Source organism: Pseudomonas sp. DWP3-1-3b3 (assembly GCF_049896305.1).
GTDB lineage: Bacteria > Pseudomonadota > Gammaproteobacteria > Pseudomonadales > Pseudomonadaceae > Aquipseudomonas > Aquipseudomonas azotoformans_A.
On the sequence record NZ_JAFCUA010000009.1, the window covers coordinates 184,643 to 209,519 of the forward strand.

Sequence of the window (24,877 nt, forward strand, 5' to 3'; positions counted from 1 at the left end):
CGCTATGCGTATCGTCGTTGCACTGGGCGGTAACGCCCTGCTCCGCCGTGGTGAACCCATGACTGCGGACAACCAACGCGCCAATATCCGAATTGCCACCGAACAGATCGCCAAGATCCACCCCGGCAACGAGCTGGTGATCGCCCACGGCAATGGCCCGCAAGTCGGCCTGCTGTCGTTGCAGGCGGCGGCCTACACCCAGGTCTCGCCGTACCCGCTGGACGTGCTCGGCGCCGAGACCGAAGGCATGATCGGCTACATCATCGAACAGGAACTGGGCAACCTGCTGGACTTCGAAGTGCCCTTCGCCACCCTGCTCACCCAGGTCGAAGTGGACGCCAAGGACCCGGCTTTCAAGAACCCGACCAAGCCCATCGGCCCGGTGTATTCCAAGGCCGAAGCGGAGAAACTCGCCGCCGAAAAAGGCTGGGCCATTGCGCCGGACGGCGACAAGTACCGTCGTGTGGTCGCCAGCCCGCGCCCTAAACGTATCTTTGAAATCCGCCCGATCAAGTGGCTGCTGGAAAAAAGCAGCATCGTGATCTGCGCGGGGGGCGGCGGCATCCCGACCATGTATGGCGAGGACGGCAAGCTCAAAGGCATCGAAGCGGTGATCGACAAAGACCTGTGTTCGTCGCTGCTGGCCTCGCAGTTGGACGCCGATCTGCTGGTGATCGCCACCGACGTCAACGCCGCGTTTATCGATTTCGGCAAACCGACCCAGAAGGCCATCGGCCAGGCCCACCCCGACGAAATGGAAAAACTCGGCTTCGCCGCCGGTTCCATGGGGCCCAAGGTACAAGCTGCCTGCGAGTTCGCCCGCCAGACTGGCAAAACCGCCGTCATCGGTTCACTCTCGGACATCGAAGCCATCGTCCAGGGCAGCGCCGGTACGCGCATCAGCACGGCAAAACCTGGCATCACCTATCTGTGAAGTAGAGGAGAGACGCCTATGGCCACCTTTGAACCGGGTCACTTGCACGTTGAACGCCACGCGCTGAATGCGCAGGACTACAGCTACAATCTGTGTATCGACTACGAAGTCAGCCAGGATCCAAAGGAAGGCAAAGGCATGCTGTTCAAGCTGCATGGCTCGGTGCAGGGCAAGGACCTCAAGGAAGAGTTCTTCCTGCCCAAGGACCAGGCGTTCGACTTTGCGCGGCACGCGATGAACATTGCGCAGAAGTACGGCATGCCGAAGATCGCCGTGTTGAACGGCGCGATGCACAAGCAGTACGACTTGATGTTCGAGGATGTGCGGCATCAGTTGGATGTGAAGCCGGGTGATCCGGTAAAGCCCGAACACTTGGAGTAGGAACACCGCAACTCCCCCTGTGGGAGCTGGCTTGCCTGCGATAGCGGTGGTTCAGTCACCCGATGTATTGACTGAAAGTACGCTATCGCAGGCAAGCCAGCTCCCACATTTTTTGATCTGCATCGCCTGTCAGGCATACTTGCCGCCTCTCGCTCCCCAGAATTGTTAGCGCCCCATGCGTATCCACGTCAGCTTCATCGACCGCGTCGGCATTACCCAGGAAGTCCTGGCCCTGCTCGGTGGGCGCAATCTCAACCTGGATGCGGTGGAGATGGTGCCGCCCAACGTCTACATCGACGCGCCGACCCTGAGCGCCGAAGTACTCGAAGAACTGCGCGACGCCCTCTTCAGCGTGCAGGGCGTGCAAGCGGTGACCGTGGTGGACATCCTCCCCGGCCAACGTCGCCACCTGCAACTCGATGCCCTGTTGGCCGCCATGACCGACCCGGTGCTGGCGCTGGACAGCGCGGGCAAGATCCTGCTGGCCAACCCGGCGCTGATCGCCCTGTATGCTCGCGAGCCGGCGGGCGAAAGCATCAGCGAACTGTTCAATGACCCGAAGCTACTCGACACCCTGCTGGAGCAAGGCTTTCGCTTGCCGCTGCGCGAGATCAGCGTCAACGGCCAGACCCTGCTGCTGGACGCCACGCCGATCACTGACGCCGGCGCCCTGCTCACCCTCTACCAACCCAACCGCATCGGCGAACAGCTGTCGGCGCTGCACCATGACCATGCCGAAGGCTTTGACGCGCTGCTCGGTGAATCCCCGGTCATCCGCACGCTCAAGGCCCGCGCCCAGCGGGTAGCGGCGTTGGATGCCCCGTTGTTGATCCAGGGCGAAACCGGCACCGGCAAAGAGCTGGTGGCGCGGGCCTGTCATGCCATCAGTGCGCGCCACAGTGCGCCCTTCCTGGCCTTGAACTGCGCGGCGCTGCCGGAGAACCTCGCGGAAAGCGAGTTGTTCGGTTATGCACCGGGCGCCTTTACCGGCGCGCAACGCGGCGGCAAGCCGGGGCTGATGGAGTTGGCCAACCAGGGCACGGTGTTTCTGGATGAGATCGGTGAGATGTCGCCGTACTTGCAGGCCAAGCTGCTGCGGTTTCTCAACGACGGCAGCTTCCGCCGCGTGGGCGGTGACCGCGAAGTGAAGGTCAATGTGCGCATCCTCAGCGCCACCCACCGCGATCTGGAAAAAATGGTCAGCGAAGGCACCTTTCGCGAAGACCTGTTCTATCGCCTCAACGTGCTCAACGTCGAAGTGCCGCCATTGCGCGCACGCGGCCAGGACATCCTGTTGCTGGCCCGTTATTTCATGCAGCAGGCCTGTGCGCAGATCCAGCGTCCGGTGTGCCGCCTGGCACCCGGCACGTACCCGGCGCTGCTGGGCAACCGCTGGCCGGGCAACGTTCGGCAACTGCAGAACGTGATCTTCCGCGCCGCCGCCATCTGCGAAAGCAGCCTGGTGGACATTGGCGACCTGGATATCGCCGGCACGTCAGTGGCGCGCCAGAGCGACGGTGAAATCGACAGCCTCGAACAGGCGGTGGAAGACTTCGAGCGCAACCTGCTGGAAACGCTATACACCAGCTACCCCTCGACCCGCCAACTGGCCAGCCGGTTGCAGACGTCCCATACGGCGATTGCCCATCGCCTGCGCAAGTACGGCATCCCGAATAAGGTCTGAGAACGACATCGGCTGTACTGAAAGCGCTACAGCGTAACGATATCGCTACAACCCTGTTTTTTGCGCGCCATGCAAGGCTTTGATCCGCATAGGCTTTTTTTCCTGCGCCCAGCTGTAGCGAAATCGCTACAGCCATAATGCATAACGTTATAACCAATTTTATTAACTCATTGATTTATAACGATTAAATAAGATTGGCCGCGATATTGCTAAGCAACTCCCCATTATTCCAATCCCGTCCACCAGACGAATCTGGCCTTGAGGAGTTTCCATGAGCGAGTTGCGTTTCACTGAAGATCACGAATGGCTGCGCGCCGAAGCTGACGGCAGCGTCACCGTGGGTATCACCGCTTTCGCGCAGAACGCGCTGGGTGATGTGGTTTTCGTGCAACTGCCGGAGTTGCAGGCCTATGACAAGGGCGCCGAGGCGTCCACCGTTGAGTCGGTCAAAGCGGCCAGCGGCGTGTACATGCCTTTGGACGGTGAAGTCCTTGAAGTGAACGACAAATTGGATGGCAGCCCGGAGCTGGTCAACGAAGACCCGATGGGCGAAGGTTGGTTCTTCCGCTTTAAACCGGCCGATGCCGGTGCGGTCGCTAAACTGTTGGATCAGGACGCGTACGACCGCCTGATCAAAGCCAACGCTGAAGCCTGAGGAGCGCGCCATGTCGATCAACATCAGCACCGCCAACGAATTCATCGCCCGCCACATCGGCCCGCGCCAGGAAGATGAGCAGCAGATGCTCGCCAGCCTGGGCTTCGACTCCCTGGAAGCGCTGAGCGCCAGCGTGATCCCGGAAAGCATCAAGGGCACCAGCGTGCTCGGCCTGGAAGACGGCCTGAGCGAAGCCGAGGCACTGGCCAAGATCAAGGCCATCGCCGGCAAGAACCAACTGTTCAAGACCTACATCGGCCAGGGTTACTACAACTGCCACACGCCGTCGCCGATCCTGCGCAACCTGCTGGAAAACCCGGCCTGGTACACCGCCTACACCCCGTACCAACCCGAGATTTCCCAAGGCCGCCTGGAAGCGCTGCTGAACTTCCAGACCCTGATCAGCGACCTCACCGGCCTGCCGATAGCCAACGCCTCCTTGCTCGATGAAGCCACCGCCGCCGCCGAAGCCATGACCTTCTGCAAGCGCCTGAGCAAGAACAAGGGCAGCAACGCCTTCTTCGCCTCGATCCACAGCCACCCGCAAACCCTCGACGTGCTGCGAACCCGTGCCGAGCCGTTGGGCATCGACGTGGTGGTGGGCGATGAGCGCGAACTGACCGACGTCAGCCCGTTCTTCGGCGCCCTGCTGCAGTACCCGGCCAGCAACGGTGACGTGTTCGACTACCGCGCACTGACCGAGCGCTTCCACGCCGCCAATGCCCTGGTGGCCGTGGCCGCCGACCTGCTGGCCCTGACCTTGCTGGCCCCGCCGGGCGAATTCGGCGCCGACGTGGCCATCGGCAGCGCGCAACGCTTCGGCGTGCCGCTGGGCTTTGGTGGCCCGCACGCGGCGTATTTCTCCACCAAGGATGCGTTCAAACGCGACATGCCGGGCCGTCTGGTCGGGGTGTCCGTCGACCGTTTCGGCAAGCCGGCCCTGCGCCTGGCCATGCAGACCCGCGAGCAACATATCCGCCGCGAGAAAGCCACGTCGAACATCTGCACCGCCCAGGTGCTGCTGGCCAACATCGCCAGCATGTACGCCGTGTACCACGGCCCCAAAGGCCTGACCCAGATTGCCCAGCGTGTGCACCAACTGACCGCGATCCTGGCCAAGGGCCTGACCGCCCTGGGCTTGAAGGTCGAGCAGGAACACTTCTTCGACACCCTCACCCTCAACACCGGCGCCAACACCGCCGCGCTGCACGACAAGGCGCGTGCCCAGCGCATCAACCTGCGTGTGGTGGATGGCGAGCGTGTGGGTGTGTCGGTGGACGAAACCACCACCCAAGCCGATATCGAAACCCTGTGGGCGATCTTTGCCGACGGCAAGCCCCTGCCCGCTTTCGCCCAGACGGAAAGCACGCTGCCAGCCGCCCTGCTGCGCCAGTCGCCCGTCCTCAGCCACCCGGTCTTCAACCGTTATCACTCCGAAACCGAGCTGATGCGCTACCTGCGCAAGCTGGCCGACAAGGACCTGGCGCTGGACCGCACCATGATCCCGCTGGGCTCGTGCACCATGAAGCTCAACGCCGCCAGCGAAATGATCCCGGTGACCTGGGCCGAGTTCGGTGCCCTGCACCCGTTCGCCCCTGCCGAACAAAGCGCCGGCTACCTGGAGCTGACCTCCGACCTGGAAGCCATGCTCTGCGCCGCCACCGGTTACGACGCGATCTCCCTGCAGCCGAACGCCGGTTCCCAGGGCGAGTACGCAGGCCTCTTGGCCATCCGTGCCTATCACCAGAGCCGTGGCGATGAGCGCCGCGACATCTGCCTGATCCCATCGTCGGCCCACGGCACCAACCCGGCGACCGCCAATATGGCGGGCATGCGCGTGGTCGTGACTGCGTGCGATGCACGCGGCAACGTCGACATCGAAGACCTGCGCGCCAAGGCCATCGAGCACCGCGACCACCTGGCCGCGCTGATGATCACCTACCCGTCCACCCACGGCGTGTTCGAAGAAGGTATCCGCGAAATCTGCGGCATCATTCACGACAACGGCGGCCAGGTGTACATCGATGGCGCCAACATGAACGCCATGGTCGGCCTGTGCGCACCGGGCAAGTTCGGCGGCGACGTGTCCCACCTGAACCTGCACAAGACCTTCTGCATCCCTCACGGTGGTGGCGGCCCAGGCGTCGGCCCGATTGGCGTCAAGTCGCACCTCACGCCGTTCCTGCCAGGCCACGCGGCCATGGAACGCAAGGAAGGCGCGGTGTGTGCGGCGCCATTCGGCAGCGCAAGCATTTTGCCGATCACCTGGATGTACATCAGCATGATGGGCGGTGCGGGCCTCAAGCGCGCTTCGCAGCTGGCGATCCTGAATGCCAACTACATCTCCCGTCGTCTGGAAGAGCACTACCCCGTGCTCTACACCGGCAGCAACGGCCTGGTGGCGCACGAATGCATCCTGGATCTGCGCCCCCTCAAAGACAGCAGCGGCATCAGCGTGGACGACGTGGCCAAGCGCCTGATCGACTTCGGCTTCCATGCGCCGACCATGTCGTTCCCGGTGGCCGGCACCTTGATGATCGAGCCGACCGAAAGCGAATCCAAGGAAGAACTGGACCGCTTCTGCAACGCGATGATCGCCATCCGCGAAGAAATCCGCGCGGTGGAAAACGGCACCTTGGACAAGGACGACAACCCACTGAAGAACGCGCCGCACACCGCCGCTGAACTGGTGAGTGAGTGGACTCATCCGTACACCCGCGAGCAGGCGGTGTACCCGGTGCCGTCGTTGATCGAAGGCAAGTACTGGCCGCCGGTTGGGCGGGTGGACAACGTGTTTGGTGATCGCAACCTTGTGTGCGCTTGCCCGTCGATCGAGAGCTACGCCTGATCTGACTGAAGGAACACGGTAAAAATGTGGGAGCTGGCTTGCCTGCGATAGCGGTGTATCAGAGACATAAATGTTGCCTGACCGACCGCTATCGCGGGCAAGCCCGGCTCCCACATTGACCGAGTTCAACCACAAGATTCTCGCCCAATAATAAGAAACCGGAGAACAACCATGTCCCTTAGCGTGTTCGACCTGTTCAAGATTGGCATCGGCCCCTCCAGTTCCCACACCGTTGGCCCGATGCGCGCCGCCGCTCGGTTCGTCGAGGGCCTCAAGCGTGACGACCTGCTGAGCGCCACCACCAGCATCAAGGTGGAACTCTACGGATCGCTGGGCGCCACCGGTAAAGGCCACGGCAGCGACAAGGCCGTGCTGCTGGGCCTGGAAGGCGAACACCCGGACACCGTGAATACCGAAACCGTGGCCACCCGCCTGGCGCAGATGCGCAAGGACGGCCGCCTGAACCTGCTCGGCGAACACAGCATTGCGTTCAACGAGAAAGAACACTTGGCGATGATTCGCAAACCCCTCGCCTACCATCCCAACGGCATGATTTTCCGTGCCTTCGATGCCGCCACTATCCAGATCCGCAGCCGCGAGTACTACTCGGTCGGTGGTGGGTTTGTGGTGGATGAAGACGCCGCCGGGGCCGATCGGATTGTCGAGGATGCCACACCACTGACCTTCCCCTTCAAGCATGCCAAAGACCTCCTCGGCCATTGCACCACCTACGGGTTGTCCATCAGCCAGGTGATGCTGACCAATGAGAGCGCCTGGCGTCCGGAGGCGGAAACCCGCGCCGGGCTGCTGAAGATCTGGCAGGTGATGCAGGACTGTGTGGATGCGGGCTGTCGCAACGAAGGGATTCTGCCCGGCGGCTTGAAGGTCAAGCGGCGCGCCGCGGCCCTGCATCGCCAGCTGTGCAAACACCCGGAGTCGGCGCTGCGCGACCCACTGTCGGTACTCGACTGGGTCAACCTTTACGCCCTGGCCGTCAATGAAGAAAACGCCAACGGCGGCCGCGTGGTCACGGCGCCCACCAACGGCGCGGCGGGCATCGTGCCAGCGGTGCTGCATTACTACATGCGATTTATCCCAGGCGCGAACGAAGACGGTGTGGTGCGCTTCCTGCTCACCGCGGCCGCCATCGGCATTCTGTATAAGGAAAACGCGTCGATCTCCGGCGCCGAAGTCGGCTGTCAGGGCGAGGTTGGCGTGGCCTGTTCCATGGCGGCCGGGGCGTTGTGCGAAGTGTTGGGTGGCAGCGTTTCCCAAGTGGAAAACGCCGCTGAGATCGGCATGGAACACAACCTCGGCCTGACCTGCGACCCGATTGGCGGGCTGGTGCAGGTGCCGTGTATCGAGCGCAATGCGATGGGCTCGGTCAAGGCGATCAATGCGGTGCGCATGGCCTTGCGCGGTGATGGGCAGCACTTTGTGTCCCTCGACAAGGTCATCCGCACCATGCGCCAGACCGGCGCCGACATGAAAAGCAAATACAAGGAAACCGCCCGCGGCGGTTTGGCGGTCAACATTATCGAGTGCTGACGCCTAACGGCGCGCCAGCACGTTTTTCAGGAGCTGAATATGTCCACCGAAACCCTGTTGAAAACCCCTCTGCACGCCCTGCACATCGAACTCGGCGCGCGCATGGTGCCCTTCGCCGGCTACGACATGCCGGTGCAATACCCGTTGGGCGTGATGAAGGAACACCTGCACACCCGTGATCAGGCCGGGCTGTTCGACGTGTCCCACATGGGCCAGATCCGCCTCACCGGCGCCAATGCCGCCAAGGCCTTGGAAACCCTGGTGCCGGTCGACATCATCGACCTGCCGGTGGGTATGCAGCGCTACGCGATGTTCACCAACGACCAGGGCGGTATTCTCGATGACCTGATGGTGGCCAACCTGGGTAACGACGAACTGTTCCTAGTGGTCAACGCCGCCTGCAAGGACCAGGACCTGGCCCACCTGCGCCAGCATCTCGGCGACCAGTGCACCATTGAGCCGCTGTTCGAAGAGCGCGCACTGCTGGCCCTGCAAGGTCCGGCGGCGGTGAAGGTACTGGCGCGCCTGGCACCGGAAGTCACCAAGATGACCTTCATGCAGTTCGCCACGCTGCGCCTGCTGGGCGTGGACTGCTACGTCAGCCGCTCGGGCTACACCGGCGAAGACGGCTTTGAAATCTCCGTGCCCGCCGCCAATGCCGAAAGCCTCGCGCGCAGCCTGCTGGCCGAGACCGAAGTACAGGCCATCGGCCTGGGTGCCCGCGACTCGCTGCGCCTGGAAGCCGGCCTGTGCCTGTACGGCCATGACATGAACACCGACACCACACCGATCGAAGCCAGCCTGCTGTGGGCGATCTCCAAGGCCCGTCGTGCCGACGGAGCCCGTGCCGGCGGCTTCCCGGGTGCCGACAAAATCTTCACCCAGCAGCAAACCGGTGTGAACCGCAAACGTGTAGGCCTGTTGCCGCAAGAACGCACGCCGGTGCGTGAAGGCGCAGAAATCGTCGACGCGGACGGCACCGAGATCGGCAGTGTGTGCAGCGGCGGTTTCGGTCCGACCCTCGGCGGCCCACTGGCCATGGGTTACCTGGACAGCGCCTTCACCGCACTGGATACCGAAGTCTCTGCGTTGGTACGTGGGAAAAAGGTGCCACTACGTGTAAGTAAAATGCCATTTGTGCCGCAACGTTACTACCGTGGTTGATTGACTGTTTCTATAAGTAACGCGATTGCGTTAACGCGCACTAATTTGTAACGCAATCGCCATAAAACAGTGCACTCTCGATAGTCTTTTTTATAGGGATCAAGCTATAACAAGTGACCAACTCTATCGAATAAGTCGGATCCAGAACATTCACCCAAGTGTCATAAGCCCCAGCAAAACCTGGGCTTTTGGCAGGGCTTGTTTTTTCTCTATTAGTTGGCGTAGAGTTTGCCCACTGTGTTTGCATGGGTCGCTTGGAACCTGGACCTGGGCAGTAGCCAAACTTAGCTACAACCCGTTCGACGTCTCTTACTTTCCTGCAACCCAGCCCAGTACTCTTTCCTGCGAAAGGGGCTGTCATTAATTTTTAGCGTCAAGGAAATAAGAAAATGGCTGAACGTCAGAGCGGTACCGTCAAGTGGTTTAACGACGAGAAAGGGTTTGGTTTTATCACTCCAGAAAGCGGTCCGGATCTGTTCGTGCATTTCCGCGCTATTCAGGGCAACGGCTTCAAGAGCCTGAAAGAAGGCCAGAAAGTGACGTTCGTTGCTGTGCAAGGCCAAAAAGGCATGCAGGCTGACGAAGTACAAGCGGAAGGTTGATCCCTCCTGCGACAAAAAGCCCCTGATGGTGACATCAGGGGCTTTTTTATGTGCGTTTGCTCGTAAAATGGCTTTTTTCACAAGAGAGCCCTGCCATGTCAAAACCCCTGCTGAGCCCTCAAGGCGAATTTCCCGCCGTTGGCCTGGGCCGTCGCCTGGCAGCGATGTTCTATGACTTTCTATTGTGCACTGCCCTGCTGATCGTTACCGCGTTCATCTACAAGCTGATCTGGATCGCGTTTGTCGGTGAAGCGAAAATGCGCACCCTCACCGAATCCGGCGCGCTGGACGGCGACCCATTGCTGTCGACGATTCTGCTGTTCGTGCTGTTCGGTTTTTTTGCCAAGTTCTGGACCCATTCCGGGCAGACCCTGGGCATGCAGGTGTGGGGCGTGCGCGTGCAGAATGCCGATGGCTCACGGATCAGCCTGTGGCAGGCGCTGTTGCGCTTTGTGGTGTCGATTGCGTCGTGGTTGTGCGTGGGGCTGGGGTTTATCTGGTCGCTGGTTGATAAGCGCAAACGCAGCTGGCATGACATCTATTCCGACAGCCAGCTGGTTCGCATCCCCAAACAGAAAAAGTAACGACTCAGGCGTTACCGGCCAGTTTCAGGCGGGCAGCCTGAGTGAAATCGAGCATGCGCTTGAGCGGGCGCACGGCCTGCGGGATCACTGATGGCTCGACGAAGATCTCGTTGCTGCCCTCGCGCAGGCACTGCAGCGTGCGCTCCAGCGTGTTCATCGCCATCCACGGGCAATGTGCGCAACTGCGGCACGCCGCGCCATTGCCAGCGGTAGGCGCCTCGACAAAGACTTTGTCCGGGCACAGCTGCTGCATCTTGTAGAAAATGCCGCGGTCGGTGGCGACGATGAAGGTTTTGTTCGGCAGGCGCTGAGCGGCAGCAATCAATTGGCTGGTCGAACCTACGGCATCCGCCAGTTCAATCACCGAGGTCGGCGACTCTGGGTGCACCAAAATCGCTGCATCCGGGTACAGCGCCTTCATGTCTTCAAGCTGCTTGGACTTGAACTCTTCGTGGACGATGCAGGCACCGTCCCACAGCAGCATGTCGGCACCGGTCTGGCGCTGGATGTAGGTGCCCAGATGCTTGTCCGGGCCCCAGATAATCGTTTCGCCGTTGTCCATCAGGCTTTCGACGATTTCCAATGCGCAACTGGATGTCACCACCCAATCCGCCCGGGCTTTGACCGCCGCCGAGGTGTTGGCGTACACCACCACGGTGCGCTCGGGATGTTGGTCGCAGAACGCTGAAAACTCTTCCACCGGGCAACCCAGGTCCAGGGAACACGTGGCTTCCAGGGTCGGCATGAGGATGCGCTTTTCGGGGGTGAGGATCTTGGCGGTCTCGCCCATGAAACGCACACCAGCGACCAATACGGTCTTGGCCGGGTGGGCAGCGCCGAAGCGAGCCATTTCCAGGGAGTCGGAGACGCAGCCGCCGGTTTCTTCGGCCAGGGCCTGGATCACCGGGTCACAGTAGAAGTGGGCGACCAGCACAGCGTCTTGAGCCTTGAGCTCGGCGGCGATGGCGGTACGCAGGTTCGCCTCTTCAGCGGCGCTGAGGGCCTTGGGCTGCTTGGCGTCGAGGTGGGCTTGAACCAGAAGGCGTTCGGAAATTTGCGTCATGTTCGCAAGACCTGCAGGCGCAGTTGCGCGAAAGTCGAGTGTACCACCGGCTCTGGAGCCCTTCGGGCGCCGCCGGACGAAGTGATTGTGTTCATCAAGCACGGGTTAAGGTGAAGCTGCGCAAGGCTACAGAATATCCAAGGGTTTCAAAAGCCTAATCTGGCATTCGTCGGTGCGTCTGCCGGGCAAAAAAAAGGCGCCTCCATCACTGGAGACGCCTTTTTTACAGCCGCGTCAACGTGCCAGTGCGGACGGATCTTCCTGCAACATTACCGAAGCATGCAGACTGGCCAGGGCTTCCTTCACAGTGGACTCCTCCAGCGCATCCTTGGACTTCTTGCTTTCCTTGGCCGCGTATTCGAGCAACACCAGATAGTCGCGCTTGACCGACGCCTCTTTCGGCACCGTGGTGTCTTCCACCAACTTGCCCATCACATATTGCTGCGTGCGGGTGTTCTGGCTGGCACTTTGATCGAGGGTTGCACTGGCCAGCAGGCCGTCCTTGTAGGAGAGCTTGGCCGAACTGCTGGCCTTGTCCTGCACTTGTACGTAGCGATAATTCTGCGACTCTGCATTGCCGTCCAGGGCAGGCGCTTTGCCGCCCTTGAGCCCTTTATGGAAACTCGCGGAGAGGCTCGACTGCTGGTCCTGGCTGACACTGCGATCCAACAGGCTGTTGCCGCCAACGCGGGTCTTTTGCGAGACCTCGTAGGCGAAGCTGTCCACCTCAGACGGGCGCATCGGGTTAGGCGATTCGCTGGCCTGTTTGATGGATGCCTTGAAGTCCGCCAAACCGGTCAGCAAGCCTTGGTCAGTCGAATTGCGTGTCAACGCTTCGGGCAGGGTAACGCCCTGTGGATAATGGCTGTTCATGGCGCTGAAGGCGTCTTTGAACATCGCCATCAGCTCTGGCTTGGCACTGCCGCGCTCCTGCGCCCGGTCGAATTGGGCGAGATAGCTTTGCAGGGCCTTGGCTTGTTGTTTGGCGTTGCCGAGGATCGCAGCGTTTTTCAGGTCGACGGCCAGGTTCAGCTCGCCGAGCGGGCCACTCATGCGGGTGGTGCGGCTTTGGCTATCGGCATGGAAGGCCAGGCTCAGGTCCTGACCGTCCAGGGATTTGAACTTGGCATTGAGGTCCGCCGACGCCAGCAGCTTGGTGTCAAACTGCGTCAGTTGGCTCAGGTCGAGCTTCGGTGGCATTGCCGTCAACCCATCCACGGCAGACTGGAAGGCGCTGCCCAGTTTGCCGACGGCCTTGAGCTCCTCATCGGTCAAGGTGCCACCGTCTACCGTCGCTTGCACACCCAGGCCATCAGTCTGGCTCGAGAGGCTGAAGGTGACAGTCTTGCCGCTGGCGGTCTTGATGCTGAGGCTGATCAAATTGTCGGCCTTGGTGTGCAGCAGACCCTGATCAACTTTGATTTCACCCGCGTTCGCCGCGCGGTCGGCACTCGCGAACATCACCGACTGGGAAACCGCTGCCCCGCCCTTGGCGAACTGCGCAATCAGGCCGGCGCCCAAGCCACTGAAGCGGTTGGCCGTCGACCGCGAATTGAAGTTGGCGTTGAGCGATTTGCTGAGCGCGTCCTGGCTGTCACTTTCCCAGGCACGCACGGTTTCTTGACCCGGTAATTGTCCGCGACGGGAATAGGTGTCGGAAAGCGTATCGGAGACGACGTTGCCCAGGCTGACGACTGCAGAGGGCCTCTTCAGGCTGACTTCAACGTTGTGCGTCAGGGTTGCAGGCGGCGTTTCTGTCGGACGGGCGATAAGCGTATTGCCAGTATTAATAGGCGAAAGCGTGGTCATGACGATCCCTGTCTTGAGCTGGACAATGCTCAATTTAACCAAGACTTCGATCGATTGACAGCACGTAGATAGCAAAGAGCCATGCCAGAAAGCTGGCTCCTTGCGGTTTTGCGAAAATCAGAACCGGTAAGTCACCGATCCACCGAACCCATTGGCGCTGTTTTCATACTTGGCATCGTAGGTCAGCCCCACCTGGGAAAGGTTCTGATGGACCTTGATCGGCTCCTCCTTGAGGTAGGAATACGCCACATCGAACGTCAGGTTGTCGACGGGCGTCCAGCCGGCGCCCAGGCTGAAAACAGTGCGATCCCCCGTAGGAATCCGCACGGAACGGTCGGTGTTGTTGGTCGGCGTCTGATCCACCGAGAAACCGGTCCGTAGTACCAGTTGTTTATTGACCCGGTACGCCGCGCCGATGGCATGGGACCAGGTGTCATGCCAGTGTTGTTGCTCGGTGATCGAGCCCAGGCCGCCGAACTGAGCGGTAAGGTCGGACACGCCGTCGTTGTTGATGGTGATCTTCTTCAACTGGCTCCAACGGGTGTAGGTGCTGCCGAGGTAGAGGGTCCAGTCGTCATTCAGTTGATGGGTGACCGAGAAATCCACCGAGGACGGCGTGGTCACGTTCAAACTGGCGTCATAACGCTGCGGGCCACCGTCAAAGGCATCGGAAATCACCCCGGAGGCGTGGGTCTTGCCGGTGAGGTGGTACACCACCTGCGAGTGGTAGGTCACGCCGATACGCGTACTTTCGAGGGGTTGCACCAGGATACCGGCGTTGAACCCGGTGGCGTTGTCGTCGCCTTTGACCTTCACGCTTTCGCCGGCTCCGCCACCCAGCGGCACATTGGAATCCAGCTCGCCACTGATGCGGTTGAAGGTCGGGCCGAAGCCTACCGACACCTTGTCGTTGAAGGCATAGCTGACCGTCGGCTGCACGGTGATGACCGAAACCTTGCTCTTGTTGCCGAAGCCATTGCCCTGGAAGCTGTGCTCATAGTCAGTCACCAGGCCGAACGGTGCATAGATGCCCAGGCCGAACGCCCAGTGCTCATCAATGGGCGTGACCAGGTAGCCCATCGGCACGGCAATACCGGGCACCATATCGCCCTTGTTGGTGCCTGGATTGTCGGCACCGAACTGCGAGGAACTGGCGTTCTTGATATCGGTTTTGGCATCGAGGTAAGTCGCACCAAGGCTGACTTCATTCTGCTTCAGGCGAGACATACCGGCGGGGTTGCCGAATACGGTACTGGCGTCTTCGGCCGATGAGGAGCGACCGGCATAGCCCGTGCCCATTGAACTGATACTTTGTTCATTGAGCGCGAAACCACCGGCGAACAGCGGGGTTGAGGCAAGGGAAACGGCGAGCGCCAAGGCGCCTTTAAGAGTTTTGTTATTCATTATTAGGACTCGAATTGTGGGGCAGCGACGAGGAAGCTACCAACGTTCGAGCGAGGGGTTTATGAAGAGTTTTTCATGCGGCGGATTGTCGGACAATCCTATGTATATCAGAGACTTCTGCTGTTTTATCGCGTCTTTTTCAGACCTTTCAACCTGGTTATGACCGGACAGTTCCAGGCAGCCAACAGAGACCGCTGGCTGCCGGGTCGCCCTACACGTTCCAGTATTTATTCGCCGCCGCAATCGTCGCAAATTCCGTCGCGACCACATGGCCAATGCTGATCAGCATTGCCGCGTCATTGGCATACACATCGCGCAAGCGACCGCGTACCGCTTCATCGGGTTGGGTAGCCTTGATCACCAGCCGCGCCATTTTGATAGCCAGCTCGCGCCCCTCTTCGGGGGTTGCGGTGACCAGTGAATTGTTGGGTATCAGACTCATCAGGCATTTCCTTTTTTAGATCGCACAGTGCGATGGCGCAGAGGATTCTAATCACTGTCGAGCTATATTGACAATATTTGTTGTCTTTATTGTTTTTTGTTCCGTGAACTGGATTTGATGACGCTATACTCGCCCCTCCCAATCGCCAGCGAACCTGACCGCCCGTGAGTACCAAAAGTGACATCCTGCAGCTTCTCCAGCGCGAGCCACTGACCGTGGTGCAGCTCTGCGAGCTTCTGGCCGTGACCCGCAATGCCGTGATCGTGCAGCTCAAACAGTTGGAGTCGGAGGGGTTGGTGCGCCGCAGCAAGATCCGTCCGCCTAACACTGTGGGCAAGCCTCCCGTGATCTTCGAAGCCGCACCGGGCAGCGAAGATGTCACCTCAACGGCTTATCAAATTCTACTCACGCAATTGCTGGCTACTCTGAAGGACCGCTACAACGTCGACGAGCTGGGTGATGTGCTGGAACAAACCGGCCGCCAGTTGGCCCAACGCGCTGGCCTGGCCAACCCCGTGGATTTTGACAGCGGCTTGCGTGCGGCCATGACCGCCGCCGACGCCTTGGGCGCGAGTACCGAGGCGGTGCCCCAGGAAGGTGGTGTGATGGTGCGCAACTTCACCTGCCCAGTGGGCAGCGTGGTGCGTGAAGAACAGTGTGTGTGCAGGGCGATGGCCGCGTTCTTTTCCGAAGCCACCGGGATGCCGGCGAGCGAACAGTGCTTGCGGGAGGATCGGCTGATTTGTCAGTACTTTATTGAGCACAGCGCCTGACAGGATTTCCCGAGAAATAAAAAAGGCCCCGGACTCTTCACGAGCCGGGGCCTTTGACGTTTCGAACAGGCAAAAAAAAACCCGGAAATCCTCACTTGCGTGGGCCTTCCGGATTTTCTAAACCGCCAAAAATGGTGGGTCGTGTGGGATTCGAACCTACGACCAATTGGTTAAAAGCCAACTGCTCTACCAACTGAGCTAACGACCCGCTGTGTGGTGGCGCGTATAATACTGATTTCTAAGGATTATTCAACACCTTATTTGAAATAAATCAGAAATAACGCGTTGGGTCAGTAATTCCGGCCGCTTGGAAGCCTTCTGCACGCAGTCGGCAGCTGTCGCATTTCCCACAAGCACGGCCGTCATCGTCTGCCTGATAGCAGGAAACAGTCAGCGAATAATCTACGCCAAGTCCTACACCAGCCTTGACGATATCGGCCTTGCTCAGGTTTTGCAGCGGCGCCAGGATGCGGAAACCCTGCCCTTCTACACCGGCTTTGGTCGCCAGGTTGGCCATGCGCTCGAACGACTCGACGAACTCTGGGCGGCAGTCCGGGTAACCGGAGTAATCCACTGCGTTGACGCCGATGAAGATGTCGCGGGCGTTGAGCACTTCTGCCCAGCCGAGGGCCAGGGACAGGAACACGGTGTTGCGTGCCGGCACGTAGGTCACCGGGATGCCTTCGCTAGGTGCTTCCGGCACGTCGATGCTGCTGTCGGTCAGCGCGGAGCCGCCGATGCCGTTGAGGTTCAGGCCAATCACTTTGTGCTCGACCACGCCCATCTCACGGGCGACACGCGCGGCGGCATTCAGCTCGGCGCGGTGACGCTGGCCGTAGTCGAAGCTCATGGTGTAGCAGCTGTAGCCTTGCGCCTGGGCCATGGCCACCACGGTGGCGGAGTCGAGGCCGCCGGACAGCAGGATTACCGCGCGTTTTTGATCCATTGTGTGTTCAGTCATATCAGCGTCCTGGCTCGTCGTTCCAAAGGTATTTATGCAACTGCAATTGCAGGCGCACCGGTAGGTTGTCTGCAACCACCCAATCGGCGAGGTCGCGTGCATTCAGGTCATGGTGGCTTGGCGAGAACAGCACTTCGCCTGCGCGGCGGTCCAGCCCGTATTGAATCAGCTTGGAGTTCGCCCAGTCGTAGTCGTCGCGGGAACAAATGACGAACTTGACCTGGTCGTTGGCCGTCAGCAGCTCGATGTTCTCGTAGCGGTTACGGTGCGCTTCCTTGGAGTCGGGGGTCTTGAGGTCGACCACGCGGCTGACACGGGGGTCGACCGCGGAGATGTCCAGGGCGCCACTGGTCTCCAGGGAAACCTCGTAGCCGGCATCACACAGCTGCTTGAGCAACGGGATGGCATTGGGCTGGGCCAACGGCTCGCCGCCGGTCACACAGACGTAGCGCGGCTTATAGCCGGCGACCTGCTCCAGAATGTCATCGAGGGTGCGCACCGTGCCGCCACTGAAGGCGTAGGCGCTGTCGCAGTATTGGCAACGCAGGGGGCAACCGGTCAGGCGCACAAATACTGTGGGCAGGCCAGCCGTTCGCGTTTCACCCTGCAACGAGTAAAAGACTTCGGTAATTCGTAATGTGTCTTGCATAGTCGCCACGGGCGTAACAGCTAAACAGGCTGTCCGCCTCCGTCAGGCACTTAAAGGAACCCCGCCAACGCGCAGGCCCCAAAAAGCGTGTTTCATAAAAGGGCGTGGATTCTAACGAAAAAACCCGCGCCAGGCGCGGGTTTCTTCTAAACGGGCTGCATCGCTTACAAGCGCTGCAGATCCCGCTGGGCCAACTGAGCAGCGGATGTCCCCGGATACTGGGCCACAACCTGCTGCAGAATGCCTTTGACCTTGTTGGTATGACCCAGGCGGCGTTCTACGTCAGCGAGTTTGTACAGTGAATCCGGCACCTTGGCGTGCTTGGGGTACAGCTGGCTGACCTTGGCAAATGCCTGGCCCGCGCCCTGTAGATCACCCTTGGCCAGGTTGACTTCACCCAACCAGTATTGGGCATTGCCCGCGTACTGGCTGTTCGGGTATTTGCGCAGGAAAGCGGTAAATGCCTGGCTGGCCTTATCGAAATCCTTGGCTTTGATCAGGTCGAAGGCTGCATCGTAATACAGCTTTTCCTTCGCCGGATCACCCGGTTCGCTGCTCGCGGCAGGGGCTTGGCTGGCAGCCGCCCCTGCTGCTGCACCACCGGCAGCAGCGCTAGGCGCGCCACCGGCAGAAGAATTATCAGGAGTTGCGGCAGGTTGAACGCCGGCTCCAATGCGTCGATCAAGATCCTGGTAACGCTCCAGGCCTTCTTGCTTCAGCTGGTTCACTTGGTTTTGCAGTACTTCAATGGTGCCTTGTTGCTGCGCCAGTTGATCCTGCATGCGTTGCAGCTGGTTGAACAGTTCGCCCTGTGCCGAGGGAGCGGACGTAGCCGCTCCCCCCGCATAGGCGCCGTTCGTGCCATAACCCGCTGGCGGATAACTGCTCCCGCTATTGTTATAGCCAGAGTTGCTATCTTCCACAGGAACCGCAGCCCACACCGCAAGCGGTGCGAGGCTGAGAGCCAATACAGTTAGAGCACGACGGCACGTTCGCATGACGAATTACTTACGCAGTTCGACGCGACGGTTTTGAGCCCAGGACTGCTCGTCGTGGCCAGTAGCAACTGGACGCTCTTTACCGTAGGAAACCAGTTCCAGTTGGCCTGGAGCAACACCTTGCAGTACCAGGTAGCGCTGAACGGCTTTCGCACGACGCTCGCCCAGTGCCATGTTGTACTCACGAGTACCACGTTCGTCAGTGTTACCTTCCAGAACAACGCGAGCGCCGTTAGCTTTCAGGTCCTTCGCGTGAACGTCCAGAGCGCGCATGGCTTCTGGTTTCAGGTCCGAACTGTCGTATTCGAAGTAGAAAGTGGTGATAGCGCGCAGAGCAGCTTCTTCGCTCAGGGAGCCGTCAACCGCACCAGTGTTAGCGCCGTAACCAGCGTTTGGATCAACAGCTGCGCCTTCACCGGCATTGTCGCCGCCTTTAGACGAGCAACCAACGGCTACGGACAGAGCCAGAGCCAGAGCAGCAAACTTACCAAACTTCAGCATTTCCATCGTGAAACTCCTAATGAACCCCAGTGTGTTAAGTACTTCTTTTTGTAGCGCCGCGTCAGTTCAGGTAAGGGGACCAGGATGGTTCTCTGACTTCGCCTTGTGCGGTAGGAAGTGGGAGCCTTACGCGGCCATTAATGGACACGAGCATCAAGACTCCCCGGCCCTGCTGGCGGGTGGCGTAGATTACCATGGTGCCGTTGGGCGCAACAGTGGCTGACTCATCAAGGTTGGTATCTGTGAGGATTTTTACGGTTCCACGCTGCAAATCCTGGGCCGCAACCCGGAAATTAGTGAAACCATCCTGACGGTGAATCATCACCAACGTCTTTTCATCGGCCGAAAGTTTAGGGTTGGCGTTGTAGTTACCGATAAAAGTAACGCGTTCTGCCCCACCACCATTCACGTTCGCCTTGTAGACCTGTGGCTTGCCGCCGCGGTCAGAGGTGAAGTAGATGGTCGAACCATCCTTGCCCCAGAACGGTTCGGTGTTGATGCCCGGGCCGCTGGTTGCGCGAGTGATCTGGCGCGAAGCCATGTTCATCACGTAGATATCCGGGTTGCCATCTTTGGACAGTACAAACGCCAGGCGCGAACCATCCGGAGACCAGGCCGGTGCACCGTTGAGGCCTTCGAAGTTGGTGATCTGCTCACGACGGCCAGTATCGATGTGCTGGACGAAGATACGCGGACGCTTCTGTTCGAAGGACACGTAGGCAATACGCTTGCCGTCCGGCGCGAAGCGCGGCGACAGGATTGGCTCACGCGATTGCAGCAAAGTCACAGCCCGCGCACCGTCGTAGTCCGAACGCTGCAAAGTGTAACGAGTGTTGTCTACGGAGAAACGTTCAGCCGTTACGTACAGCAGACGCGTCGAGAAAGCACCCTTGATACCGGTGAGTTTTTCAAACGACTGGTCCGAGATGTAGTGGGCCATGTCGCGGATCTGCTCGGCCGTGCCCGACACGCTGCCGGTCAGAACCTGCTGCTCGGTCGCCACGTTGAACAAGGTGTAGGTGATTTGCAGACGACCACCGGCCGGCGTGATGTTGCCGACCATCAGGTACTGCGCGCCTACCGCTTTCCAGTCACGGAACACGACTTCGCTGGCCTGGTTTGGCTGGCTGATCATGTTGCCTTTTGGAATCGGTGCGTAGTAACCGGAGTTGCGCAGGTCGTCGCTGACGATCTGGGCCATGTCGTCCGGCAGCACGCTGCCGCCTTGCCAACCGAACGGTACTACCGCGATCGGGGTGGCCCGATCGCTACCGCTGGTGACCAGGATGTTCTTTTCATCCGCCGCCGCTATCCCTGCCATACAGCAAATAACGACAAGCATTCCTCGAAGAAGGTTTCTCACAAGGCTAGATCCTCAGGTGTGAATGTCATCTTGAATGAACGATAGGGAGCGAAGTCGCTTGGTTTCATTCCCTGCATCTCGGTCAACCGGCCAATATTCTTGACCGCGGCAACCGCCGAACTGTCGAACGAACCGTCACCACTGGACTTGGACACGCTGACCGAAGTCACCGTACCGTCCGGCAACATGCCGATCTGCAGCACTACTGTCATGCCTTTACGTGCCGAAGGTGGACGTGTCCAACCCTCTGCTGCCCGCGCCCGAATCAGGTCGTCGAAACTGCCCGCAACTTCATCGCCACGTTCATCGGCCAAGGCTTGCTGACGCTGCGGCGTGTCGGAGAGCAAGTCTGCCAAGGCCTGGGCCTTTTTCTCTTCGGCGGATTTGCGCGCTGCTTCCTGGGCCTTTTTCTTCTGGGCATCGGCGGCAGCTTTCTTCTTCGCGTCGTCGGCGACTTTTTTCTTCGCCTCGTCTGCTTCAGCTTTTTTCTTGGCGTCTTCGGCGGCTTTCTTCTTCGCGTCTTCGACTATTTTCTTCTTGGCGTCTTCAGCGGCCTTTTTCTTGGCCTCTTCTTCAGCAGCCTTCTTGGCTTCTTCTTCAGACTTCTTCTTGGCTATATCAGCCAATTGTTTCTCTTCGGCCTTTTTGGCTTCGGCAGCTTTCTCGGCTTTCTTGGCTTCATCAGCCTTTTTCGCCTCGTCCGCTTTCTTCGCTTCGTCAGCCTTTTTCGATTCCTCGGCCTTTTGAGCCGCCTCTTCTTTCTTTTGTTCCGCAGCAGCCTTCACCGCTTCCTGCTCGACCTTCTTCTGTTCCATCTGTTCGACTTCAGTCTGGCGCGCAGCCGACTTCTGGGCCTCACCCGCAATCTTCTGATTGGTCTGGGTGGTGGCCTGACTTTTCGATTTCAGCTGATACAGGGTCGCCTGCACGATCGGCTTGGCTGGCGGCAGGTCCGGGGTCATGGCAAAGCTGACGAACAGCATGCCAAACACCAGGACGTGCAGGGCAATTGCCCAGACGCTAGGCCAGAAGAAGCTTTCCGAGGCGGACGGCTCTCGCTGTTGCTGCATCAGGGCGCCTCGGTAATCAAGCCAACGTTACCCACGCCGGCCTTCTGCAGTCCGCCCATGGCGCCCATGACAGAGCCATAGTCGACCACTTTGTCGCCGCGAATGAAGACTTGGGTGTGCTTGCCGCCTTCATTGCCAGAGCGAATGATCTTGGTCACCGCGTCGGTCATCTGCGGCAAGGTCATGGCCTTGTCCTGCTGTTTTTGGGTATCGACTTCGCTGCCAAGGTTCCAGTAATAGGTCTTGTCAGCCTTGATCGAAATGGTCAGGACCTGGGTGTTGTTGTCTTGCGGCAAGGCTTCGCTGGAAACCTTGGGCAGATCAACCTTCACGCCCTGATTGAGCATCGGCGCGGTCACCATGAAGATAACCAGCAGCACCAGCATCACGTCGATGTAAGGCACTACGTTCATCTCGGCGACCGGCTTGCGCTTTTTGCGAGCTCGAGCGATTAAAGCCATTGGGAATTACCTGCTTATTCTTCGCTGGTGTGCACTTTACGGTGCAGGATCGCCTGGAATTCGTCGGCGAAGGTGTAGTAACGGCCGATCAACGTTTCGCTGGTGGCGGCAAAACGGTTATAGGCAATTACTGCGGGGATAGCAGCGAACAGGCCGATCGCGGTGGCGATCAGGGCTTCGGCAATACCTGGAGCCACGGTGGCCAGGGTCGCTTGCTGGGCCTGGGCCAGGCCACGGAAGGAGTTCATGATGCCCCACACGGTACCGAACAGGCCGATGTACGGGCTCACGGAACCGACGGTGGCAAGAAACGGCAAGCTTTGCTCAAGCTTCTCTTCTTCGCGGGAAATGGCGACACGCATGGCACGGGCCACGCCTTCCATGACCGCTTCCGGGTCAACACCAGGCTGCTGGCGCAGGCGGGAGAATTCCTTGAAACCGGCGCGGAAGATTTGCTCGACGCCCGAATCCGGGTCTGGGTTGCTGCCAGCCTGGCGGTACAGCTTGGACAGATCGATACCCGACCAGAAGCGCTCTTCAAAGCTCTCCAAGGCACGTCGACCGGCACGCAGCAGGTTGCTGCGCTGAAAAATCATGACCCAAGAGGTAACCGATGCGGCTACCAGGGTCAGCATGACCAGTTGAACCACAACACTGGCATTGCTGACCAGGCTCCACATGGAGGAATGGTCGACGACGGTAGGTTCCACGCTAAATCTCCTGCTTTGATTGTTTACCCGCGCCGCTTACGTCGGCAAAGGCCGCACGTAGAGCTTCGGGAATGGCCCGGGGTTTCAAACTATTGGTGCGCACACAGGCCACCAGGAACTGCCCCTCACAGAGCAGCGTTGCATCCGTTGCCCGCCTGACCTGCTGCTTGAAACGCAGGCTGACACGGTTCAATTCGATTACTTCAGCGCTGACCAACAACTCGTCGTCCAGCCGCGCCGGCGCGTGATACCGCGCCTCGCTGGAATGCACGACGAATAACAGGTCCTCCCCTGCCAGCTGGGATTGGGCAAAGCCCAGCTCCCGTAGCCGCTCGGTTCGAGCCCGCTCCATGAACTTGAGGTAGTTGACGTAATACACGATGCCGCCCGCATCGGTGTCCTCGTAATAAACGCGACAGCGATGTGCGAACGACTGATCCCCGTTTTGCGCGCGCATACTCTAGTGCTTACTCCTCAGGTTGCCAATCCGGCTGGGCAACTGTTTTTTCGTTGTCTGAAACATTTCTGACTGACTGAATGACGACACCAGCCACTAGGACAGCACAAACCTCGGATAAATCGTCTGGCGTGAAGCTTTTAATCGTCCACTGCATCGAGGAATTCGTCTACTACAGGCATCTCGCCCAATCGTGACGGAATGTTTAACCCGAAGTGCAGATAGGCGTGGCGCGTGACGACTCGCCCCCTCGGGGTACGCATGATGTAACCCTGCTGGATCAAGTACGGCTCCAGCACATCCTCAATGGTATGACGCTCCTCACTGATGGCCGCGGCCAGGCTGTCGACCCCCACCGGGCCGCCGTCGAACTTCTCGATCATGGTCAAGAGTAGACGTCGATCCTGGTGATCGAAGCCATGCTCATCCACATCCAGCAGGTTCAACGCCAGGTCGGCCACGGCCTTGGTGATGTGCCCCTTGGCCCGCACCTCGGCAAAGTCGCGCACACGCCGCAGCAAACGGTTGGCAATTCGAGGCGTACCGCGGGCCCGACGGGCGATTTCAAACGCGCCTTCCGGGTCCAGGGGCAAGCCGAGAATGCCCGCCGAACGGCTGACGATGGTCGCCAGGTCGGCCGTGCTATAGAACTCTAGACGTTGAACAATGCCGAAACGGTCTCGCAACGGGTTGGTCAACATACCGGCGCGGGTGGTGGCGCCCACCAGGGTGAACGGTGGCAGGTCGAGCTTGATCGAGCGCGCTGCCGGGCCTTCGCCGATCATGATGTCGAGCTGGAAGTCCTCCATCGCCGGGTACAGCACTTCCTCGACGATTGGCGAGAGCCGGTGGATCTCGTCGATAAACAGCACGTCGTGGGGTTCAAGGTTGGTCAGCAACGCCGCCAGATCACCCGGACGCTCCAGCACAGGGCCGGAGGTGGATTTGATCGACACCCCCATTTCCTGGGCAATGATATTGGCCAACGTGGTCTTGCCCAGCCCAGGCGGGCCGAAGATCAGCGTGTGGTCCAGGGACTCGCTGCGCCCACGCGCAGCCTGGATGAACAGCTCCATCTGCTCGCGCACGGTGGGCTGGCCGATGTAGTCGGCCAGGCTCAGGGGGCGGATGGCGCGGTCCTGGACCTCTTCACGGTCGCGCGGGCCAGTGGCTGCAATCAGACGATCAGCTTCAATCACTTAAATCATTCCCTTCAGGGCGCGGCGGATCATGTCTTCACTGCTCAGGTTCTTGTCCTTGATGGCCGACACGGCCTTGCTGGCTTCCTGTGGTTTGTAGCCCAGGGAAATCAGCGCGCTGACGGCATCGCTTTCGGCGCTGGCAGCCTGGCCCGCCGGCATATCCGGCTGGTTCGGTACCAGGGCGAACATGCTCGGTACCACTTCCCAGGCCTTGAAGCGGTCCTTGAGTTCCACCAGCAGGCGCTCGGCGGTCTTCTTGCCGACGCCCGGCACCTTGGTCAGCGCTGAAGTGTCCTGGGCCGAAACGGCGCGCACCAGCTCATCCACTTCCAGGCTCGACATCAACGCCAGGGCCAGTTTCGGGCCCACGCCGTTGAGGCGGATCAGTTCGCGGAAAAAGTCGCGGTCGCGCTTGCCGATGAAACCATAGAGTAGTTGCGCGTCTTCGCGCACCACCAAATGGGTGTGCAGCGTAATCGGCTCACCGACCGACGGTAGGCGATACAGGGTGGTCATGGGCACTTCAAGCTCATACCCCAGCCCGTTTACATCCAGAATCAGGTGCGGCGGCTGTTTCTCAGCCAGGGTGCCGCGCAAGCGTCCAATCACGGTTC

Annotated in this window: 25 protein-coding genes and 1 tRNA gene; 10 read left to right on the plus strand and 16 right to left on the minus strand. The window is 59.8% G+C overall.

The window, feature by feature from the left end; all coding sequences use genetic code 11:
- Positions 1 to 4: 4 nt before the first annotated feature.
- The 9 genes from arcC (at position 5) to ACP7BX_RS24950 (ending at position 10,400) form a co-directional block, all read left to right on the plus strand.
- Positions 5 to 934: a carbamate kinase gene (arcC, locus tag ACP7BX_RS24910; protein ID WP_177004775.1), complete on the plus strand. Its 930-nt coding sequence runs from the start codon at positions 5 to 7 to the stop codon at positions 932 to 934.
- 18 nt (positions 935 to 952) lie between these two features.
- Positions 953 to 1,315, plus strand: coding sequence for a DUF5064 family protein (locus tag ACP7BX_RS24915; protein WP_016975436.1), 363 nt, complete (start codon positions 953 to 955; stop codon positions 1,313 to 1,315).
- A 175-nt stretch (positions 1,316 to 1,490) separates the two neighbouring features.
- Complete coding sequence (locus ACP7BX_RS24920; RefSeq protein ID WP_426130884.1) at positions 1,491 to 2,999, plus strand: sigma-54-dependent transcriptional regulator; 1,509 nt, start codon at positions 1,491 to 1,493, stop codon at positions 2,997 to 2,999.
- Positions 3,000 to 3,270: 271 nt separating this feature from the next.
- The gene (gene gcvH / locus ACP7BX_RS24925; protein ID WP_010208126.1) at positions 3,271 to 3,654 is read left to right on the plus strand and encodes a glycine cleavage system protein GcvH; all 384 of its coding nucleotides are present in this window, start codon (positions 3,271 to 3,273) and stop codon (positions 3,652 to 3,654) included.
- A 10-nt stretch (positions 3,655 to 3,664) separates the two neighbouring features.
- Positions 3,665 to 6,502 carry an aminomethyl-transferring glycine dehydrogenase gene (gene gcvP / locus ACP7BX_RS24930; protein ID WP_038849560.1) on the plus strand — a complete coding sequence of 946 codons (2,838 nt, stop codon included), beginning with the start codon at positions 3,665 to 3,667 and terminating at the stop codon, positions 6,500 to 6,502.
- A gap of 171 nt (positions 6,503 to 6,673) precedes the next feature.
- Positions 6,674 to 8,050 (plus strand): L-serine ammonia-lyase, encoded by a 1,377-nt coding sequence (locus ACP7BX_RS24935; protein ID WP_177073975.1) that lies wholly within the window; start codon positions 6,674 to 6,676, stop codon positions 8,048 to 8,050.
- 39 nt (positions 8,051 to 8,089) lie between these two features.
- On the plus strand, positions 8,090 to 9,214 hold the full coding sequence (gene gcvT / locus ACP7BX_RS24940; protein WP_426130881.1) for a glycine cleavage system aminomethyltransferase GcvT: 1,125 nt from the start codon (positions 8,090 to 8,092) through the stop codon (positions 9,212 to 9,214).
- Between the two features lie 389 nt (positions 9,215 to 9,603).
- Positions 9,604 to 9,816 carry a cold-shock protein gene (locus ACP7BX_RS24945; protein ID WP_003365337.1) on the plus strand — a complete coding sequence of 71 codons (213 nt, stop codon included), beginning with the start codon at positions 9,604 to 9,606 and terminating at the stop codon, positions 9,814 to 9,816.
- Between the two features lie 95 nt (positions 9,817 to 9,911).
- Positions 9,912 to 10,400 (plus strand): RDD family protein, encoded by a 489-nt coding sequence (locus ACP7BX_RS24950; RefSeq protein ID WP_122728567.1) that lies wholly within the window; start codon positions 9,912 to 9,914, stop codon positions 10,398 to 10,400.
- Positions 10,401 to 10,404: 4 nt separating this feature from the next.
- On the opposite strand, the gene nadA is transcribed toward ACP7BX_RS24950, so the two are convergent.
- The 4 genes from nadA to ACP7BX_RS24970 all read right to left on the minus strand — a co-directional run bounded on the left by nadA (position 10,405) and on the right by ACP7BX_RS24970 (position 15,118).
- The gene (nadA, locus tag ACP7BX_RS24955; protein ID WP_038845978.1) at positions 10,405 to 11,463 is read right to left on the minus strand and encodes a quinolinate synthase NadA; all 1,059 of its coding nucleotides are present in this window, start codon (positions 11,461 to 11,463) and stop codon (positions 10,405 to 10,407) included.
- Positions 11,464 to 11,697: 234 nt separating this feature from the next.
- Positions 11,698 to 13,272, minus strand: coding sequence for a lactate dehydrogenase (locus ACP7BX_RS24960; RefSeq protein ID WP_426130878.1), 1,575 nt, complete (start codon positions 13,270 to 13,272; stop codon positions 11,698 to 11,700).
- Between the two features lie 117 nt (positions 13,273 to 13,389).
- Complete coding sequence (locus tag ACP7BX_RS24965; RefSeq protein ID WP_177073973.1) at positions 13,390 to 14,676, minus strand: OmpP1/FadL family transporter; 1,287 nt, start codon at positions 14,674 to 14,676, stop codon at positions 13,390 to 13,392.
- 211 nt (positions 14,677 to 14,887) lie between these two features.
- Complete coding sequence (locus ACP7BX_RS24970) at positions 14,888 to 15,118, minus strand: hexameric tyrosine-coordinated heme protein (RefSeq protein WP_033902227.1); 231 nt, start codon at positions 15,116 to 15,118, stop codon at positions 14,888 to 14,890.
- Positions 15,119 to 15,282: 164 nt separating this feature from the next.
- Between ACP7BX_RS24970 and ACP7BX_RS24975 the strand changes: the two genes are divergently transcribed.
- Positions 15,283 to 15,891 (plus strand): helix-turn-helix transcriptional regulator, encoded by a 609-nt coding sequence (locus tag ACP7BX_RS24975; protein ID WP_426130875.1) that lies wholly within the window; start codon positions 15,283 to 15,285, stop codon positions 15,889 to 15,891.
- Between the two features lie 132 nt (positions 15,892 to 16,023).
- Here ACP7BX_RS24975 and ACP7BX_RS24980 read toward each other — a convergent pair.
- The 12 genes from ACP7BX_RS24980 to ruvA all read right to left on the minus strand — a co-directional run bounded on the left by ACP7BX_RS24980 (position 16,024) and on the right by ruvA (position 24,872).
- Positions 16,024 to 16,099 (minus strand) — tRNA-Lys (locus ACP7BX_RS24980).
- A 63-nt stretch (positions 16,100 to 16,162) separates the two neighbouring features.
- On the minus strand, positions 16,163 to 16,837 hold the full coding sequence (gene queC / locus ACP7BX_RS24985; protein ID WP_028617741.1) for a 7-cyano-7-deazaguanine synthase QueC: 675 nt from the start codon (positions 16,835 to 16,837) through the stop codon (positions 16,163 to 16,165).
- Positions 16,838 to 16,853: 16 nt separating this feature from the next.
- Positions 16,854 to 17,501 (minus strand): 7-carboxy-7-deazaguanine synthase QueE, encoded by a 648-nt coding sequence (gene queE, locus ACP7BX_RS24990; RefSeq protein WP_010208116.1) that lies wholly within the window; start codon positions 17,499 to 17,501, stop codon positions 16,854 to 16,856.
- A gap of 164 nt (positions 17,502 to 17,665) precedes the next feature.
- On the minus strand, positions 17,666 to 18,499 hold the full coding sequence (ybgF, locus tag ACP7BX_RS24995; RefSeq protein ID WP_426130873.1) for a tol-pal system protein YbgF: 834 nt from the start codon (positions 18,497 to 18,499) through the stop codon (positions 17,666 to 17,668).
- A gap of 6 nt (positions 18,500 to 18,505) precedes the next feature.
- Positions 18,506 to 19,006: a peptidoglycan-associated lipoprotein Pal gene (pal, locus tag ACP7BX_RS25000; RefSeq protein WP_003209827.1), complete on the minus strand. Its 501-nt coding sequence runs from the start codon at positions 19,004 to 19,006 to the stop codon at positions 18,506 to 18,508.
- Between the two features lie 55 nt (positions 19,007 to 19,061).
- Positions 19,062 to 20,342, minus strand: coding sequence for a Tol-Pal system beta propeller repeat protein TolB (gene tolB, locus ACP7BX_RS25005; protein WP_033898484.1), 1,281 nt, complete (start codon positions 20,340 to 20,342; stop codon positions 19,062 to 19,064).
- Between the two features lie 17 nt (positions 20,343 to 20,359).
- Positions 20,360 to 21,433, minus strand: a complete 1,074-nt coding sequence (tolA, locus tag ACP7BX_RS25010) for a cell envelope integrity protein TolA (RefSeq protein WP_033898485.1) — start codon at positions 21,431 to 21,433, stop codon at positions 20,360 to 20,362.
- Positions 21,433 to 21,885: a protein TolR gene (gene tolR, locus ACP7BX_RS25015; RefSeq protein WP_161630238.1), complete on the minus strand. Its 453-nt coding sequence runs from the start codon at positions 21,883 to 21,885 to the stop codon at positions 21,433 to 21,435. Before tolR ends, tolA begins: the two co-directional genes overlap by 1 nt.
- Before the next feature lie 23 nt (positions 21,886 to 21,908).
- The gene (tolQ, locus tag ACP7BX_RS25020) at positions 21,909 to 22,604 is read right to left on the minus strand and encodes a protein TolQ (protein ID WP_015885609.1); all 696 of its coding nucleotides are present in this window, start codon (positions 22,602 to 22,604) and stop codon (positions 21,909 to 21,911) included.
- 1 nt (position 22,605) lies between these two features.
- A complete protein-coding gene (gene ybgC / locus ACP7BX_RS25025; protein ID WP_015885610.1) occupies positions 22,606 to 23,061 on the minus strand; it encodes a tol-pal system-associated acyl-CoA thioesterase in 456 nt (151 codons plus the stop codon).
- A gap of 140 nt (positions 23,062 to 23,201) precedes the next feature.
- Positions 23,202 to 24,260, minus strand: a complete 1,059-nt coding sequence (gene ruvB / locus ACP7BX_RS25030; protein WP_015885611.1) for a Holliday junction branch migration DNA helicase RuvB — start codon at positions 24,258 to 24,260, stop codon at positions 23,202 to 23,204.
- On the minus strand, positions 24,261 to 24,872 hold the full coding sequence (ruvA, locus tag ACP7BX_RS25035; protein WP_314531078.1) for a Holliday junction branch migration protein RuvA: 612 nt from the start codon (positions 24,870 to 24,872) through the stop codon (positions 24,261 to 24,263).
- Between the last annotated feature and the right edge of the window lie 5 nt (positions 24,873 to 24,877).